14 protein-coding genes and 1 pseudogene are annotated in these 17,306 nt (G+C 73.0%); 8 read left to right on the top strand and 7 right to left on the bottom strand.

The window, feature by feature from the left end; translation table 11 throughout:
- Positions 1–243 precede the first annotated feature (243 nt).
- The 4 genes from ACZ6X9_RS26190 to ACZ6X9_RS26175 all read left to right on the top strand — a co-directional run bounded on the left by ACZ6X9_RS26190 (position 244) and on the right by ACZ6X9_RS26175 (position 4,965).
- Positions 244–2,046, top strand: coding sequence for an AMP-binding protein (locus tag ACZ6X9_RS26190; protein WP_469780455.1), 1,803 nt, complete (start codon positions 244–246; stop codon positions 2,044–2,046).
- Positions 2,043–3,674, top strand: coding sequence for an AMP-binding protein (locus ACZ6X9_RS26185; protein WP_469780454.1), 1,632 nt, complete (start codon positions 2,043–2,045; stop codon positions 3,672–3,674). Before ACZ6X9_RS26190 ends, ACZ6X9_RS26185 begins: the two co-directional genes overlap by 4 nt.
- A 148-nt stretch (positions 3,675–3,822) precedes the next feature.
- Positions 3,823–4,362 carry a GNAT family N-acetyltransferase gene (locus ACZ6X9_RS26180; RefSeq protein WP_469780453.1) on the top strand — a complete coding sequence of 180 codons (540 nt, stop codon included), beginning with the start codon at positions 3,823–3,825 and terminating at the stop codon, positions 4,360–4,362.
- Between the two features lie 369 nt (positions 4,363–4,731).
- Positions 4,732–4,965 (top strand): hypothetical protein, encoded by a 234-nt coding sequence (locus ACZ6X9_RS26175; RefSeq protein WP_469780452.1) that lies wholly within the window; start codon positions 4,732–4,734, stop codon positions 4,963–4,965.
- Positions 4,966–4,985: 20 nt separating this feature from the next.
- Here the strand turns inward: ACZ6X9_RS26175 and ACZ6X9_RS26170 are convergent, their stop codons facing one another.
- The 6 genes from ACZ6X9_RS26170 to ACZ6X9_RS26145 all read right to left on the bottom strand — a co-directional run bounded on the left by ACZ6X9_RS26170 (position 4,986) and on the right by ACZ6X9_RS26145 (position 14,674).
- On the bottom strand, positions 4,986–5,738 hold the full coding sequence (locus tag ACZ6X9_RS26170) for a hypothetical protein (protein ID WP_469780451.1): 753 nt from the start codon (positions 5,736–5,738) through the stop codon (positions 4,986–4,988).
- Between the two features lie 147 nt (positions 5,739–5,885).
- A complete protein-coding gene (gene gcl, locus ACZ6X9_RS26165) occupies positions 5,886–7,700 on the bottom strand; it encodes a glyoxylate carboligase (RefSeq protein ID WP_469780450.1) in 1,815 nt (604 codons plus the stop codon).
- A complete protein-coding gene (locus tag ACZ6X9_RS26160; RefSeq protein WP_469780449.1) occupies positions 7,697–8,569 on the bottom strand; it encodes a 2-hydroxy-3-oxopropionate reductase in 873 nt (290 codons plus the stop codon). The genes gcl and ACZ6X9_RS26160 overlap by 4 nt, the downstream gene beginning before the upstream one ends.
- A 262-nt stretch (positions 8,570–8,831) precedes the next feature.
- The gene (locus tag ACZ6X9_RS26155) at positions 8,832–9,608 is read right to left on the bottom strand and encodes a TIM barrel protein (RefSeq protein WP_469780647.1); all 777 of its coding nucleotides are present in this window, start codon (positions 9,606–9,608) and stop codon (positions 8,832–8,834) included.
- A 247-nt stretch (positions 9,609–9,855) separates the two neighbouring features.
- The gene (locus ACZ6X9_RS26150) at positions 9,856–13,782 is read right to left on the bottom strand and encodes a type I polyketide synthase (protein ID WP_469780448.1); all 3,927 of its coding nucleotides are present in this window, start codon (positions 13,780–13,782) and stop codon (positions 9,856–9,858) included.
- 301 nt (positions 13,783–14,083) lie between these two features.
- Positions 14,084–14,674 carry a transposase gene (locus ACZ6X9_RS26145; protein WP_469780447.1) on the bottom strand — a complete coding sequence of 197 codons (591 nt, stop codon included), beginning with the start codon at positions 14,672–14,674 and terminating at the stop codon, positions 14,084–14,086.
- A 431-nt stretch (positions 14,675–15,105) separates the two neighbouring features.
- Here ACZ6X9_RS26145 and ACZ6X9_RS26140 point away from each other — a divergent pair.
- From ACZ6X9_RS26140 to ACZ6X9_RS26125, 4 genes and pseudogenes are all read left to right on the top strand, one after another.
- Positions 15,106–15,348, top strand: a pseudogene (locus ACZ6X9_RS26140) (YkoF family thiamine-binding protein); the annotation flags it as partial.
- A 341-nt stretch (positions 15,349–15,689) separates the two neighbouring features.
- Positions 15,690–15,995 carry a helix-turn-helix domain-containing protein gene (locus tag ACZ6X9_RS26135; RefSeq protein WP_469780646.1) on the top strand — a complete coding sequence of 102 codons (306 nt, stop codon included), beginning with the start codon at positions 15,690–15,692 and terminating at the stop codon, positions 15,993–15,995.
- Between the two features lie 80 nt (positions 15,996–16,075).
- On the top strand, positions 16,076–16,555 hold the full coding sequence (gene aac(6') / locus ACZ6X9_RS26130) for an aminoglycoside 6'-N-acetyltransferase (RefSeq protein ID WP_469780446.1): 480 nt from the start codon (positions 16,076–16,078) through the stop codon (positions 16,553–16,555).
- A gap of 201 nt (positions 16,556–16,756) precedes the next feature.
- Positions 16,757–16,966, top strand: a complete 210-nt coding sequence (locus ACZ6X9_RS26125; RefSeq protein WP_469780445.1) for a hypothetical protein — start codon at positions 16,757–16,759, stop codon at positions 16,964–16,966.
- Between the two features lie 178 nt (positions 16,967–17,144).
- Here ACZ6X9_RS26125 and ACZ6X9_RS26120 read toward each other — a convergent pair whose 3' ends face one another.
- Positions 17,145–17,276 carry a hypothetical protein gene (locus ACZ6X9_RS26120; RefSeq protein ID WP_469780444.1) on the bottom strand — a complete coding sequence of 44 codons (132 nt, stop codon included), beginning with the start codon at positions 17,274–17,276 and terminating at the stop codon, positions 17,145–17,147.
- Positions 17,277–17,306: the final 30 nt, after the last annotated feature.

Below are 17,306 nucleotides of genomic sequence, written 5' to 3'. Positions count from 1 at the left end.
GTGGGAATCCCCTGTTCGCGCGGCGCGGACAGCCCTGTCCGGGGCTGGCGGGTCTTCGATCACCGACGCACGATGCTCACCTGCGGATCGGGATCGACGGCTCGCGCGGCGACTGGAGGACACGTGACGGCACAGGACGCGGCAGAAGAGAGGGCCGGGGCACCGGCAGCGGCGCAAGCACCGGCACCGGCTGAAGCACCGGCACCGGCCGATGCCCAGGCACCGGCCCGAGCACACGGATCCGTGGGTTCCGCCGGTTCCGTCGGTTCGGCCGGTTCCGCCGGTTCCGGCGGAGCCGACGCCTTCCGCGCCGCGCGTGACTTCCTGCTCGCCCACCGGGAGGACTACCGGACCGCGTACGAGGGTTTCGTCTGGCCCCGGCCCGTCGAGTTCAACTGGGCGCTGGACTGGTTCGATCCCTTCGCCCGGGGCAACGACGCCACCGCCCTGTGGATCGTGGAGGAGGACGGTACCGAGACGAAGCTGTCCTTCGACGCCTTGCGCCGCCGCTCCGACCGCGTCGCCCGCCGACTGCGCGGGCGCGGCGTCCGCGCCGGTGACCGGATCGTCGTCATGCTCGGCAACCAGGCCGAGCTGTGGGAGACCATGCTCGCGGCGATGAAGCTGCGCGCGGTCGTCATCCCCGCCACCCCGCTGCTCGGCCCCGCCGACCTCGCCGACCGGATCGGACGCGGCCGGGCCCGGCACGTCGTCGTCCGGACCGCCGACGCCGGGAAGTTCGCCGAGGTGCCGGGCGACTACACCCGGATCGCCGTCGGCGGCCCGCCGCCACCTGGCTGGTTCCCCTACGAGGACGACCCGACGGCGGGGGACGCCCCGACGGCGGAGGAAGCTCCGACGGCGGAGCAGGCCCCGGCGGCGGAGCAGGCCCCGACAGCGGGAGGCCACGACGAGAGCTTCGTCCCCGACGGCCCGACCCGCGCCGACGACCCCCTGCTCCTGTATTTCACCTCCGGCACCACCGCCCGCCCCAAGCTCGTCGAGCACACCCACGTCTCGTATCCCATCGGTCACTTGACCACGATGTACTGGATCGGGTTGCGCCCGGGTGACGTGCACCTCAACATCTCCTCGCCCGGCTGGGCCAAACACGCCTGGTCCAACTTCTTCGCGCCCTGGAACGCCGGCGCGACGGTCTTCGTCGTCAACTACACCCGCTTCGACCCGGCCCGCCTGATGGCCGAGATGGACCGCTGCGGCGTGACGAGCTTCTGTGCGCCGCCCACCGTTTGGCGCATGCTCATCCAGGCCGACCTCCGGGCCCTGCGCACCCCGCCGCGCGAGGTGGTGGCGGCGGGCGAGCCGCTCAACCCGGAGGTCATCGAGGCCGTCCGGCGCGCCTGGGGCGTCACGATCCGGGACGGCTTCGGGCAGACGGAGACGTCCGTACAGGTCGCCAACACCCCCGGGCAGCCGCTGAAGACCGGCTCCATGGGCCGTCCCTGCCCGGGCTTCACCGTCGTCCTGCTCGACCCGGTCACCGGCGAGCCGGCCGACGAGGGGGAGATCTGCCTCGATCTCACGGGCGGCCCCGACACCCGGCCCGTCGGGCTGATGACCGGCTACGCCGGCGACCCCGAGCGCACCGCCGAGGCCATGGCCGGCGGTTACTACCGCACCGGTGACATCGGCGCCCGCGACGCGGACGGCTACCTCACCTACATCGGGCGCGCGGACGACGTGTTCAAGTCCAGCGACTACAAGATCTCCCCCTTCGAGCTCGAAAGCGCTCTCCTGGAGCACGAGGCCGTGGCCGAGGCCGCCGTCGTGCCCGCGCCCGACCCGCTGCGGCTCTCCGTGCCCAAGGCGTATGTCGTTCTCGCCGCGGGCTGGGAGCCGGGGCCGGACACCGCGAAGGCGCTGTTCGCCCACTCGCGCGCCGTCCTCGCGCCGTACAAACGCATCCGCCGGCTGGAGTTCGCCGAGCTGCCCAAGACCGTGTCCGGCAAGATCCGCCGCATCGACCTGCGCGAACGCACCGCGCGGGGCGGCGGTACCGAATTCAGAGAGGAAGACCACCGGTGAGCACACCCTCGTACGCGGGCGGCCCCGTCGACACCCCCCTGCTTCGAGAGACCATCGGCGCCAGTCTCACCCGTTCCGTCGCCCTCTTCGGTGAACGCGAGGCGCTCGTCGACGTCCAGGCCGGACGGCGCTGGACGTACGCGGAGTTCGGGCGCGCCGTCGAGGAGGTCGCGCTGGGGCTGCTCGCCAAGGGGGTGGCGCAGGGCGACCGGGTGGGCATCTGGTCCGTCAACTGCCCGGAGTGGATGATCGTCCAGTACGCCACCGCGCGCATCGGCGCGATCATGGTCAACGTCAATCCGGCCTACCGGCTGCACGAACTCTCCTACGTCCTGCGGCAGTCCGGCGTCTCCGTGCTGGTGTCGGCCGTCGCCTACAAGACAAGCGACTACCGGCGCATGGTCGAGCAGGTCCGCGGGGACTGCCCCGCCCTGCGCGACGTCGTCTACCTGGACGACCCGACGTGGACGGGCCTGGTCAGGCTCGGCGCCGGCACGCCCCGCGAGCGGCTGGCCGAACGCGAGGCCGGGCTGAGCCCCGAGGACCCCGTCAACATCCAGTACACCTCGGGCACCACCGGCTTCGCCAAGGGCGCCACCCTCTCCCACCGCAACATCCTCAACAACGGCTATTTCGTGGGGGAGACCCTCGGCTACACCGAGGAGGACCGGATCGCCCTGCCGGTCCCCTTCTACCACTGCTTCGGCATGGTCATGGGCAACCTCGCGGCCACCACCCACGGCGCCTGCGTCGTCATCCCCGCGCCCACCTTCGACCCCACCGCCACCCTGCACGCCGTCGAACGCGAGCGGTGCACCTCGCTCTACGGCGTCCCCACGATGTTCATCGCCGAACTCGACCTGCCGGACTTCGCCACCTACGACCTCTCCTCCCTGCGCACCGGCATCATGTCGGGTTCGCCCTGCCCCGCCGAGGTGATGAAGCGCGTCGTCGCCGAGATGCACATGGAGGAGGTCACCATCTGCTACGGCATGACCGAGACCTCGCCGGTCTCCACCCAGACCCGGCGCGACGACGACCTGGACCGCCGGACGGGCACGGTCGGCCGGGTGCTCCCGCACATCGAGGTGAAGATCGTCGACCCGGAGACCGGCGCGACCGTGCCGCGCGGCGAGCCGGGCGAGCTCTGCACCCGGGGCTACTCGGTGATGCTCGGCTACTGGGACGACCCCGAGCGGACGGCCGAGGCGATCGACGCCGACCGCTGGATGCACACGGGCGACCTCGCGGCGATGGACGAGGAGGGGTACGTCCGGATCGTCGGCCGCAGCAAGGACATGATCATCAGGGGCGGGGAGAACGTGTACCCGCGCGAGATCGAGGAGTTCCTGCACACGCACCCGAAGATCGCCGACGTCCAGGTCATCGGGGTCCCCGACGAGCGGATGGGCGAGGAGATCATGGCCTGTGTCATCCTCCGCGACGACGCGGGCGGCCTCAGCCGTGACGAGCTGGCCCGCTACTGCCGCGGCCGACTGGCCCACTACAAGGTCCCCCGCTACCTGCGGGTCATGGAGAGCTTCCCGATGACGGTGAGCGGCAAGGTGCGCAAGGTGGAGCTGCGCGAGGAGGCCGTCGCCCTGCTGACGGGCGCCGGGGCGCGGTAGGAGCACCGGCAGTCGGCACGGGCAGTCGGCACGAGCACTCGGCACGGGCACTCGGTACCGGCGTCGGCACCGGCCGTCGGTACCGCCGCCGGTACCGGCGGCGGAAACGCGCTCGACGGCCGCCCCGGCGTGGCCTTGGATGCGGTGCATGACGGAACTGCGCACCGAACGCCTCCTGCTCCGCCCCTGGCGGGACTCCGACCTCGCCCCCTGGGCCGCCCTCAACGCCGACCCCGAGGTGCGGGAGCACCTCGGGCCCGTCCTGACGGGGGAGCGAAGCGACGCCTCGGTGGCCGCGTTCCGGGCGGAGTTCGCCGCGCGCGGCTACGGCTGGTGGGCGGTGGAGGTGGTGGAGACCGGCGAGTTCATCGGGTTCGCCGGGCTGGACGACACGGACGACGGGATGCCGTTCACGGGCGTCGAGGCCGGCTGGCGGCTCGCGCGGACGGCCTGGGGGCACGGTTACGCCACCGAAGCCGCCCGGGCCGCCCTCGCGTTCGGCTTCGGCACGCTCGGCCTCCGCGAGATTCTCGCCGTGACGACCGCCGGCAACCTGCGTTCGCAGGCGGTGATGCGCCGCGTCGGCATGGTCCGCGATCCCGCCGACGACTTCGACGACCCGTGGGCCCCCGAAGGACCGTTGCGACGCAACGTGCTCTACCGCATCGGCGAGGGTGTACGGGCGTGAGCGGTGTACGGGCGTGAGCGGTGACCGGGAGTGAACGGGGAGAGGAGGGCGATCCGTCCCTGATCGGGCCGCGGTGTCCGGGAATTCGCTCCGTTGGGTGAAGTGCCGGGTGGATCGTTTCGGCCCGCCCGGCGGCCGGGGATGCTCGGTGCGAGGACGAGAGCCCGGGCGGGAGGGGGTGCCGGGCGGGCCGAAAGGGGCTCGGGGGTGGTGAGCTCCGGATCGTCCGGCTCCAGGCCCCGAACTCCTGCTCGGGGGAACGTTTCCGTGTCCTCCCGGCCGCCTCGTGGGGGTGATGTGCGGCATGGTGCCGCGGAGCCCAGGGCAGTCGTGAGGTGTCTCAGCCGATGAGCGGATTAGAGGTACTTCATGCGCAGCTTCGCCGTAATGACCCTCCGCGCCGCCGCGTTCCTGGGTGTGCTCTCCGCCCCCGCGCGGGGCGCCGCGCCGGCCGTCGCCGGCGGTTCCCCCGCCGCGGGGGCGGGGTTCTTCGACGACGTCGTGAGCTCGGGCAAGGACGCCTTGGAGGCGTGGAAGCAGGAGGCCGCCGAGACGGTCACCAACGTCATGGCGCTCCGGCAGCCGGCCGGGCAGCGGGGCTGAGCCCCCGGCCGGAGGAGGGGTCACCGCCGGCGGACCAGCTCCTCGGCACAGGCGTTGAGCGCGCGTGGCGCGCCCGTGAGGTCCATGACGAACAGCGGGAGCCGGCAGTCGTCCGCCCGTGACCGGGCCTCGGTCGTGTAGCCGGCGAGGGAGAAGCAGACCCCGGTCGCGTCCTCGGTCAGGGCGTGCAGCCACAGGCATTCGACGTCCCGGGTGGTCGTCGGGAGCGTCGTGGGGTCCACCCGGACGACGAGCCCGTCGGCCAGCAGGTCGACCACACCCGTCCCCGCCGGCCGGTCCGGCCGCCGGACCTGGGTGAAGCCGAGCCAGCGGAGGTAGCGCCGGGCGGCGGTGACCGCGTCGCGCTCGGTCCGGATGGCGACGGGCCGGAAGGCGGGACGGGCCGTGCGCCGGGCCGCGGTGCGCCCGTCCGCGGTGACCGCCCCACCGGCCGCGCCGGGCCCGCCGGTTCCGCCTGTCGCGCCGGTTCCGTCCGTCCCGGCGGCCGGCGCGGCGGGGTCCACGGGCGGTTGCACCACGGCACCGCAGGAGCAGTCGAACTCCGGTCTGGGCCACTGGCCCTGTCGCCCGCAGCCTCCGCAGCGGACGGCTACCCAGCCGTTGCGCCAGGTGCGGTGGGCGACCGGGCGGGGAACGGCCCCGGGGGAGACGGGCAGGGTGAGGGGGGCGCCGCAGGCGCAGGGATAGGTGGGCGGAGTGAACGGGTGCTCCCGGCCGCACGTCGGGCAGTGCACCGGAACGCTCTTGGCCATGGTCGGCTCCAGCGAACGGGTCCGTAGGACTGAGGCACTCCATAGTCCACGAAGCGGACGCCGGGAGGGGCGCGAATGGCCGAAGCGGGGACCCGGACGGCGGCGCCGCGGCGCGACCCGACGGATGGGGCGCCACCGTCCGGGGGTTTAGGGGGCGGGCAGCGGCTCGTACTCGCGGACGGCGTCGATGTCGGTGCCGTGCGGGGTGTTCGCCTCCCGCTCGATCATGATCTCGACCAGCACGGGACGCGAGGTGGCCACGGCTTTCTCGCGGGCCCACTCGATGGCCGGGCGGATGTCGCCGGGCCGGGTGACCCGCCGTCCTGAACAGCCGTACGCCTCCATGATCTTGACGTTGTCCGTACCGGCCTCGTCGTAATGGATGTCGACCTGGTAGTTCATGGCGTAGGGGAGGGACGCCTGACGAATGAGGCCCAGGTACTCGTTGTTGAGCATGATCAGTACGAAGGGGACGTCGTACTGAGCGGCCACCGCCAGTTCCTCGACCGTGTACTGGAACCCGTAGTCCCCCACGACCCCCACCACTTCCGTGCCGCCCCGGCCCATGCCCTCCAGCGCCTTCTTGACGCCGATCGCGGCCGGGATCTCCCAGCCGAGCGGTCCGGCCTGGCCGCACACCTGGTAGTGGCGGGGCCGGTGGGCTTTCTGGTGCTGGCCGCCCCAGATCTGGTAGAGGCCGATGGCGGTGACGAAGTACGTGTCCGCGCCGAAGACCTCGTTGATCTCCTTGTAGACCCGGGGCGCCTTGACGGGGACGGTGTCGAAGTCCTCCCGGCGGACCAGGGTCCGTTTCAGCTCGGCGCACCGGGCCCGCCAGGGGCCGATGGCCGGCCGGGCCGAACGGGCCCGGGCGGCGGCCACCAGGGCGGCGAGGAACTCCCGGGCGTCGGAGACGATCCCCAGCTCCGGCGCGACCACCCGGCCCAGTTGCGTGGGCTCGACGTCCACCTGCACGAACGTCCGGGACCCCCGGTAGACGGAGAGGTCCGCGCCGGTGTGGCGGTCGCCGAAGCGGGCGCCGACGGCGAGCACGAAGTCGGCCTCCAGGAACGAGGCATTGGCATACCGCTGGGACGTCTGGATGCCGGTGGTACCCATGTTGAGCTCGTGGTCGTCCTCGATGGCGCCCTTGCCCATCAACGTCACCTGGAACGGCAGCCGCAGCTCCTCGACCAAGGCCCGGAGTTCCGCCGCCGCCCCCGCGGTGACGACCCCGCCGCCGGCCAGCACCAGCGGCCGTTCCGCGGCGAGCAGCAGATCGAGGGCGGCCTCGACGGACGGCCCGTGCGGCGGGCAGGGGCGGACGGGCAGCGGGGCGTCGGTCCCGGGCGCGTACGCGATCTCGTGCCGGGCCACGTCCAGCGGGATGTCGATCAGCACCGGCCCCGGCCGGCCCTCGCGGGCCGTGCGGAACGCCTCCCGGAACACCCACGGCAACTGGGCGGCCTCCTTCACCTGCACCGCCCACTTGGTGACCGGCCGGGCCACCGCCACGATGTCCACCGCCTGGAACGCCTCCTGGTGCAGCTTGCCGGAGACCGCCTGGCCGGTGACGCAGACCATCGGCACCGAGTCCGCCTGCGCCGTGTAGAGGCCGGTGACCAGGTTGGTGGCGCCCGGCCCCGAGGTGGCCAGGGCCACGCCGACCCGCCCGTTGGTCCGGGCCCAGCCGTCCGCCATGTGCGCGGCCGCCTCCTCGTGGCGGACGATGAGGTGCTCGATGCGGCCGTCCGCCTCCAGGGCCTGGTAGAGGGGGAGGATGGCGGCGCCGGGGCAGCCGAAGACGGTGTCCACCCCCTCGTCCGCGAGGATGTGCGCCACCGCCCGCATGGCGGGGATCCTGGGGATGCCGACGCCGTCGCGGCCGGTGCCGCTCAGGCGGTCGGTGTGGCCGACGGGACCGGTGCCGCTCATGCGGCCGGCGTCCTCTCCGCCGCTCATGCGGCCGACATCCTCTCGACGCCGCGCAGCAGGGCCGAGTGGTCGAGCCCGCCGTCGCCCTGCGCCCGGACCGCCGCCACGAGTTGGGCGACCAGTCCGCACAGGGGGAGGGCCACGCCGGCCTCCCGGGCGGCGGCGGTGACGATGCCCATGTCCTTGTGGTGCAGGTCGATCCGGAAGCCCGGGGTGAAGTCCCGGGTGAGGAAGGCGTGCTTCTTCCGGTCGAGGACGGCCGACCCGGCCAGCCCACCGTTCAGCACGTCCAGCGCGACGGCCGGCTCCACCCCCGAGCGTTCCAGGAAGACGACCGCCTCGGCGCAGGCCTGGATCGTCGCCGCGACGATCAGTTGGTTCGCCGCCTTGACGGTCTGGCCGGCGCCGTGCGGGCCGCAGAGCGCGGCCGTCGAACCGAGGACGTCGAACAGCGGCCGGGCCGCCTCGAAGTCCGCCCGCTCCCCGCCCACCATGATCGACAGGGTGCCCTCGACGGCTCCCGCCTCGCCCCCCGACACCGGGGCGTCCAGGACGCGCAGGCCGCGGTCCGCGCCCGCGCGGGCGAGGGTGACGGCCGTGCGGGGCGTCACCGTCGACATGTCGATGAGCAGCGCGCCCCGGGGAGCGTGCTCGATGATCCCGTCCTTGCCGAGGGCGACCTCCGTGACCTCGGCGTCCGCCGGGAGCATCGTGATGATCACGTCCGCCTTGCGGACGGCTTCCGCCACGGAGGGGGCGGGGGTGCCGCCGTGGGCGGCGAGGGCGTCGAGTTTGTGTTGTTCGAGGGTGTGAGCGGTGAGGGGGTGGTGGGCCTTGAGCAGGTTGTGGGCCATGGGGGAGCCCATGATGCCGAGGCCTATCCAGGCGATGTGCATGGGTGTCCTTTCGGTCGGGTGGGGTGTGCCCCGGTCCCGCCCCTTCGCCGATTCCCGGGGCTGCGCCCCGGACCCCCTTTTCGCGGTTCCGCCGCTCGTCCTCAAACTCCCCCGGAGGGGGCGCCCCCAACGGGCTGATACAGCCGGTCCGGCGTTTGAGGACTGGGGGCACCCCCTCCGGGGGAGCGCGAAGCGTGCTTCGGGGGCGCGGGGGGCCCGCCCCGCAAGAAACGGGAAGGGGCGGGACTGGGGCAAACCCCCGCTACGGCCGATGCTCCAACGCGACCCAGCCGCCGTACCCGGCCTTGCGAAGCCGCGCGACCAGTGCCCCGAAATCCAGCCGCCCCGTCCCGGGCGCCCCCCGCCCCGGCCAGTCCGCGAACTGCACGTGCCCGGCAGCCCCCGCGTACCGATCGATGACGGCCTCCGGATCCGCACCGCCCATCGCCAGGTGGTACAGGTCCATCAGGAACTTCGCGTTCCCCAGCCCGGTCACCGCGTTCACCCGCTCCACGACGGCGACGGCCGCCTCCGCCGTGACGAGCGGATAGTCCGGCGACTCGGCCGAGTTGAGCGCCTCGACGAGCAGATCGGCGCCGACCCGGTGCGCCGCACGGGCGGCGAGGACGAGGTTGTCGAGGGCGAGCGCGTCTTGCAGCGCCGGGTCGACGTCCGGCAGCCGGTTGCCGTAGAGGGCGTTGAGGCCCGTACAGCCCAGCGAGCCGGCGAAGTCGACGGCGACGTCCACGTTGGCGCGGAACCGTTCCGACTCCCGTCCCGGCAGGGACAGCGCCCCCCGGTCGGGACCGGGCAGTCGGCCCGCGTAGAAGTTGAGCCCGACGAGCCGGGTGCCGGCGGACGTCAACGCGTCGCGGAGAGCGTCGAGCTGTGAGGGCGGCGGGCACGGCTCGTCCGGCCACGGCCACCACAGTTCGACGGCGGTGAAGCCGGCGGCGGCCGCCGCCGCGGGACGGTCGAGGAGGGGCAGGTCGGCGTGGAGGAGGGAGAGGTTCGCGGCGAGGCGTTCCTCGTCGGGGATCGGCACGGCATACCCACTTTCATATTTCGTATCGCGGAAAGAATAATCCGTTCAACGGAAACGAAGGTGCCGGGCTTGTGCCGACCTGTCAAGGGGAGCCGCGCCAAAGGACCCTGACGAACACTCCGGGGGCCGCCCTTGGCAGGACCCCCCCGGATACGCCGGCCGGCCCGTGCGCGACGGTGGTCGCACACGGGCCGGTGGTGGGCGTCCGGGTCCGTCCGGTGGGCGGGCCGCGGACGGGGGGCTACGCCGCGGCCTCCGCCGCCGTCCCTTCCGTGTTCTCGTCCCCGGTGACCAACTGCCCGGTGATGTAGGCCGCGAGGCCGCCCGCCGTCGGGTGGTTCCACAGCACCGTCACCGGCAGCCGGATGCCGAGCAGTTTCTCCAGTCGGCCGCAGACGACCATCGACATCACCGAGTCCAGGCCCAGGTCGGTCAGTGGCCGGTCGCGGTCCAGCTCCGCCGGCGGGATCTTCATCTCACGGGCCAGCCGCCCGCAGACCTCCTCGTCGATCCGGGCGGCCAGGATGTCCGCCGGCAGGGAGCGCCAGTCGACGGGGGCCGCTTCGGGCGAGCCGGCGCCGGCCTCCGGATCCGCCTCCGCCGCGCGCCCGGCCGGTGCCTCCGAGCGCAGGGCGCCGAACCGGGTGCCCGGCAGCCAGGCGCACAGCCGTCCGCTCTCGTCGCTGATGACGATGTCGACGGTGTCCGTCTCCGGGTCCACGAGCCGGATGTCCACCACACCGGTCTCGGGCGCCTCGCCGACCACGCGCACCTCGCGTATGTGGGCGGGCATGCGGACGGTGGGCGGGCCGCCGTAGATGACGGGGACGACGCCGAGGGCCGCGTCCAGCAGCGGTGCCCAGGTGACCTGGTCGCCGGGGACGGCGGGGGCGTGGATGACGGCCCGCAGCACGTTCTCGCCTTTGAGGAGCTCGCGCACCTCCCACGGCCAGGCGATGCCCTCGACGCCGATCGCGTCCAGCCGGCCGATCACCACCGACGGGTCGGCGGTCACCAGGTCCTCCGGGGCCCGTACGGTCAGGAACCCGTCCGGGAACGGTACGGCGCTGTCGGCCATGGTCGAACCGGACGTGTGCGTCAGCCAGTTGCCGGGCCCGCCCTTCGCGCCCACGGCCCGCGTGCTGAGCCGCAGGTTCAGCCCCTCCCGTACCACCTGCACCTCACGTGCCGAGGCGAGGGCGATGGGGAAGCGCAGCGACAGGTCGAACAGCGCCTTGCTGCCGCCGACGCCCGGCGCGGCCTCCAGGAAGGTGTGGATGATCGAGGACGCGGGGACGATCGAGGCGCCGTGCAGGGAGTGCCCGCCCGGGAAGGGGCGGCTGGCCTCGTCCAGAACGGTGTTCCAGACGCGCAGCGCGGTGCCGTCGGCCGTGGCGAGGTCCACGGGGGCGCCGAGCAGCGTGTGACCGCTGATGTCGTGCTGGTGGGAGACGACCGCGGCGGCCGGCAGCACGGCGTCGAGCCAGTGCCTGCGGTGCTGCCAGACGACCGGGGGCAGCTCCGCCGGGGGCGCGGCCGGGTGGTGGAGCGACCAGTCGACCTCGGCGCCATGGGCGTGCAGGTCGCCCAACCCCGCCAGCAGCGTGCGCAGTTCGGGCTTGTCGCGGCGGAGGCTGTGGCCGACGTGGGCGCCGGTCACGTCCAGGTGCGCCAACGTCTCGCCGATCGAGTGGGAGACCACCGGGTGTGGCGAGACCTCCAGGAAGCGGCGGTACCCGTCCTCGACGGCGGCGGTCACCGCCTGCGCGAGCCGGACGGGTTCGCGCAGGTTGGACACCCAGTACGCGGCGTCGTGCGGGGCGTCGGAGCGGGGGTCGGCGAGGGCCGTGGTGTAGAGCGGGACCTCGGGCGTGCGCGGGGCCAGCTCCCGAAGGGCGTTGCGCAGCCCGTCCGTGAGCTCCAGCATGTGCCGGCTGTGGAAGGCGACGTCGGAGTTGACGTTCCGGACCGGGAGCCCCTCCGCCTGCCAGTCGCGGACCAGCGCCGACACCGCCCCGGCGTCGCCGGAGACCACCGAGGACAGCGGCGAGGACGCGATGGCGGCGGAGATCCGCTCGTCGTCCGCCAGCCGCGCGGCCACCTCGTCGAACGGCAGCCCGACCATGGCCATCGCGCCCTTGCCCGCCACCCGGCGCAGCAGTGCGGACCGCCGGCCGCTCAGCCGGGCGCCGTCCTCCAAGGACAGTGCCCCGGCGGCCACGGCCGCGGCGATCTCGCCCACCGAGTGCCCGATGACGGCGGACGGCCGGTGGCCGAGCGCCCGCCAGACCTCGGCGAGGCCGGCCTGCACCGCGAAGATCATGGACTGGGCGCGGTCGACGGTGCCGAAGTCGCCGTCCAGGAGCGCCTGCCGGGGCGAGAAGCCCAGCTCCTCACGGAACACCGGCTCCAGCGCGTCGATCACGCCCGCGAACTCGGGGCGGAAGTCGAGCAGTTCCGCGCCCATCCCCGGCCAGTGCGAACCGTGTCCCGAGAACACCCACACCGTCCCGGCGTCCGCCCCGCTCCGGGGCGGTACGGCGCCGGTGATGACGCCGTCGGACTGCCGCTCCCCGGTCTCGTCGGCAGCCAACTCGCGCAACCGGGCGACCAGTTCGGCGCGACCGTCGGCGACCAAGGTCGCCCGGTGCTCAAGATGGCTGCGGCGGGTGGCCAGGGTGTGGCCGACGGCGGACAGGGGCGTGCCCGGGTGCTGCTCCAGCCAGTCGGCGAGGCGGTCCGCGTAGGCGGTGATCCCGGCGCGGGAGCGGTACGAGAGGGGGTACGCGCGCACGGCACCGTCCGGCTCCGCCGGCTCCTCCGGTTTCCCGGTGGCGGCGGGCGCCTCCTCCAGGACAACATGCCCGATGGTGCCGCCGTACCCGTACCCCGAGACGCCGGCCCGGCGCGGGGTGTCGCCCTTGGGCCACGGCTGATGCTCGGTGACCAGCCGCAACCCCCAGTCGTCCCACGGGATGTCGGGGCTGGGCTCGCTGGTGAGGACCGTCGCCGCCAGCTCCGCCTCGCGCAGCATCAGGGTGGCCTTGATGATCCCGGCGACACCCGAAGCGGGCTCGGCATGGCCGATGTTGGACTTCACCGAGCCGATCCAGCACGGTCTGCCGTCCGGCCGGCCGGCCCCGAACACCGCGTGCAGACCGGACGCCTCGACGGGGTCGCCGAGCCGGGTGCCGGTGCCGTGCGCCTCGATGTAGCCGGCGGTGGCCGGGTCCAGGCCGGCCCGCTGCCAGGCGAGGCGCAGCAGGTCGCGCTGGGCGTCGGGGTTGGGCGCCATGATGCCGTTGGTCGCGCCGTCCTGGGCGACGGCGGTGCCCTTGATGACGGCCAGGACCCGGTCGCCGTCGCGCTCGGCGTCCGCCAGCCGCTTGAGCACCAGGATGCCGCAGCCCTCGGCACGCCCGTAACCGTCGCCCTCCGCGTCGAACGGCTTGCTGCGGCCGTCGGGGGAGAGGGCGCCGGCCGCCTCCAGGGTGAGGGTGTACGCGGGCGAGAGGATGATGTTGACACCGCCGGCCAGGGCCAGGGACGTCTCGCCGGTCAGCAGCGACTGGCAGGCCAGGTGCACCGCCACCAGCGACGCCGAGCAGGCCGAGTCCAGGACGAAGCTGGGGCCGTGCAGGTCGAGGACGTGCGAGACACGGTTGGCGATGCCGGTGAGCTGGGCGCCGATGCCCGTCCACGGCTCGATCCGGGGCAGGTCCTCCAGCAGCCGCCGCCCGTAGTCGTCGGAGCAGGTGCCGATGTAGACGCCCGCGTCGGAACCGGCGACCGAGCGGGGCGCCATGCCGGCGTGCTCCAGCGCCTCCCACGCCACTTCGAGGACGAGCCGCTGCTGCGGGTCCATGAACTCCGCCTCGCGCGGCGTGATACCGAAGAATTCGGCGTCGAAACCGTCCACGTCACCAAGGAAGTTGCCCGGCCGCTCGGCCCGGCGCAGCGCCTCGGAGAACTCCGGGCTGATCTTCGTGTAAGGGCGCCACCGGTCTTCCGGGGTGGGCTCGGCGGACACCTTGCCGCCGGAGAGGAAATCCCAGAAGGATTCCGGGGAATCGATACCGCCGGGGAAGCGGCAGCCTATTCCGACGAGCGCGACGGATTCGGGGGCGGGTGTGGTGGCCGTGGGTGCGACCGAATCGTGCTGCTGCATGCGCGTCATTCCGTTCGTTTCGCAGGAAGAAGCGGGTGGGGTGGAACGGACGTGCGGTCCGGGTGGGGGAGCCGAGGAAGGAAGGCGGGGGTGAGGGAAGGAGGCGTGAGGCCGCCGCGCCGACGGAGACGGCACAGGTGTCTCCGCGGGGGTGGGCTCGGCGGGGCGCACCGGTGTGCGACGAGGCGTCTGCGGTCTGCGGGCGGGACGAGGCGTGGCTGGGGCCCCGGTGGGCCCTCCTGGCCGTGTACCGGCCGAAAAGATGTGCGCCGGTGCCGAGTTCCTGGGTCCGCCCTGCGTGTCAGCGGGCGGAGGCGGCCGGGAGGCGCCGGAGGGCGGCCGGTTCCGGTGGGGAGGCGTCGCCGGGCGAGAAGCCGGGGGAGCCGGAGGGGCCGGAGGAGCAAGGGGAGCCGGAGGAACCGTCGGAGCCGGGGGTGCCAGGGGAGCCGGAGGAATCGGGGGAGCCGGACGTTGCGGCGCGGGCCCGGATGCGCCGGCAGACGATGAGCGTCCAGTCCGGGCGCGCGCCCGCGGCGCGGTGCTCGGCGGCGGCGCAGAGGAGGTCCCAGAGGCCGGCGGCACTCCACTCGGTGAACCGGCGGTGCACGGTCTGCCAGGAGGCGCCGAACACCGGCGGCAGGCGGCGCCAACTGCAACCGGACCCCGCCACGAACACGATGGCGGCCAGGACCTCGCGGTCGTCGAGCCGGCGTTGCCCGCCGCCCTGCGGCCGTTTCGGCGTCGGTGGTATGGCCTCCTTCGCCAGATGCCAGAGATCGTCCGGGACGAGGCGTCCGGTGAGGACGGTCGGCGCGGGCGCGGGCAGGGAGAGGGCGAACGAGGCCGGGAAATGCGATGCCGGCGGACGGGTGGATAACGCGGGTGTGCTCACGTCGTTCTCCGTAATCACGTGTTCACGCGGTAGGGGAAACGGGGGGTGCGCGCCGTTCGTTGGCCGGGTGCCGCGGCAGTGGGAGCCGGGCGTGCGGGGCATTCGGGACGTGTGCTCCGAGATCCCGAAAGAGCGCCATTAAATCGTTGGCCAACACAATGATGGATGTACCATCACAGAAGCGGCAATGTGATCCACGTCACCACATGTTGTGCATGTCTCACTTGGTGACACGACCGCCGAGGCGGCGCGGAAAACACCAAGGAACTCTCACGGCCTCCCGAACGACGCCCCCGCCGCGGCACCCGGCCTGTGTCACCGAGCGTGGCGACGGCGGGCGGACCTCCCCGACGCAGAGTGAACTCTCTACGGAACGTACGAATTCACGTGACACCCAAGTGAGACGCCGAGCCGGTTACCGTGACGGCATGGTGCGACTGAGAGTGGAATTCACCACGGAGCCGTTCGACCTCGACCGGCCCCCACCGCACGCCGTCGTCGCCCGCGACGTGGTCCAGGGCGCGGGGCTCGACCACGTGGACGTCGGCCCGTTCGGCAACACGGCCGAGGGACGGGCCGACGCCGTCCTCACCGCCGTCGAGGAACTGCTGCGCCGGTCGATAGGCGCGGGCGCGACCCGGATCTCCCTCCAGGTGAACGTCCTGGAGGGGAACGGTGGTTGCTTCGAGGACGCCGGGTCTCCTGAGCCCGGTGGGTTCTCCGTATCCGGCGGGCCCTCCGTATCCGGCGGCCGGGCAGCGGGTGATGGGCCCTCCGCGCCCGGCGACCGGCCGGCGACCGGCGGGTTCCGCCCTCCCGCCGGCCTCGGCGCGCCGGACGGGCCGACCCCGGTTGACGGCATCCCGGTTGACGGCGCTCCGGCCGGCGGTGCTCCGGCCGGCGGCACCCCGGTTGACGGCGCTCCGGCCGGCGGCACCCCGGGAGCCGGCTCGTGAACGACACGGCCGCCGAGGCCGAGCGCTTCCGCGCCGCCGTGGCCCCCCTGGTGGAGGCCATGGGCGGCCTCCTCCTCGACCCCGCCGAGGCGCTGCCGGACGACGTCGTCCTGAGCTGGGAGGGCCGCGAGGTCCTCGCCGTCCGCCTCCCCCACCTCGCCGACTCCCTCGACCGCATCCTCACCGACCTCGAACGCCGCCACGGCACCCCCCTCGCCCAACTCGACCGCAGGACGAAGCAGTCCGTCGTCCGCTCCCTGGAGGCACGCGGCGCCTTCGCCCTCCGCCACGGCGTGGAGAAGGTCGCGGCGGCGCTCGGCGTCAGCCGGTTCACCATCTACAACTACCTGAACAGGGCGGAGTAGAGGAGCGACCGGCCGTACCCCCCGCCCCCCGGACGGCGGATGCCTCCCTCTCCGAGCGGCAATGAAGGACAATGAACGCGATGAACGGCAAATTGAACGGAGACAAGGTCGTACTGCGACCTGTGGCGGCAGGCGAGGAGGAGATCCTCGACAGGATGGTGAGAGAGCCGGAAGTCGCGGCGTGGTGGTCGCCCCCGGACGACTACGACGGCATGCTCGCCATCCTCTTCGAGGGGCAGGTCATCGGGGCGGCCCAGTTCGACGAAGAGAACGACCCGGAGTTCCGCCGCGCAGGCATCGACATCTTCCTGACGACACGGCACCACGGGAAGGGGCTGGGTACCGACGCGGTGCGCACGCTGGCCCGGTGGCTGGTGCGGGAACGCGGTCATCACCGGCTGACCATCGACCCCGCCGCGGCCAACACCGCGGCGATCCGCAGCTACGGCAAGGTCGGGTTCAAGCCCGTGGGGATCATGCGAGCGTACGCGCGCGACCACCGGACGGGCGCCTGGCAGGACGGACTGCTCATGGACCTGCTCGCCGAGGAACTGACCTGAGACGGTTATGACGTGACCTGACCTCCCGGCGTTGCCCTGCTGGCCGGGTCCGTTCGGTGAACGCCTCGGGAGTGACGTCATGAAAGGTCCGGCCCTCCTGCGCACCGGCCCCTGCCGGGCCCGGCTGACGGCCGCCCACCCCCCCTCCGGCCCTTCCCGCCGCCGTGCGGAAGCGGCGAGGTCTCACGTGACGCGTAGCGCGTGACCGTCGCGGTGGCGCCGCAGAGCTTCCAGCCGTTCGTCGTGCTCGTGCCGGAGGAGCGCGACGCGGTTGCCCTCTTCGCGGCGTTCCGCGGCTCGCAATTCCACGTCCAGAGCCCGAAGTTCGCCTTCTTGGACTTCGCACGGCGGGCACGGAGGCGTGGGGAAGGCGCGCGGGTCACTGCTTTGCGGAAGGTGAATCGAGAGTGAGGGGTGGGTCATCGGTTCCTCGGATGACAGGTGGGGCAGGAGCACGGTGGGAAACGGAGTGGGGAGTCGGGCGGGTGGTCCGTGCGGGGGAGGTGCGTGACCGTGGTCCCGTACGTCCGTCCGCCGTCCCGGGAGACGCGGAGGGTCAGACGGGGGCGTGGCTTCTTCGGGTCGGCGCTCATCGCCGCTCCCACAGGCCGGCGTCCTTGAGCTCCCGTACCGTGGCGATACGGTGATCGTCGAACGGGCAGTCCCATTCCTTCCCGCCGTCCGGTGAACGCAGCACGACGATCGTGAACCTCTGACGCACCACCTGGCCGACCCGCCCGTCACGGGTATC

The sequence above is a fragment of the Streptomyces sp. NPDC052910 genome, from assembly GCF_055585605.1.
This window is presented reverse-complemented; position numbering and strand designations above follow the sequence as displayed.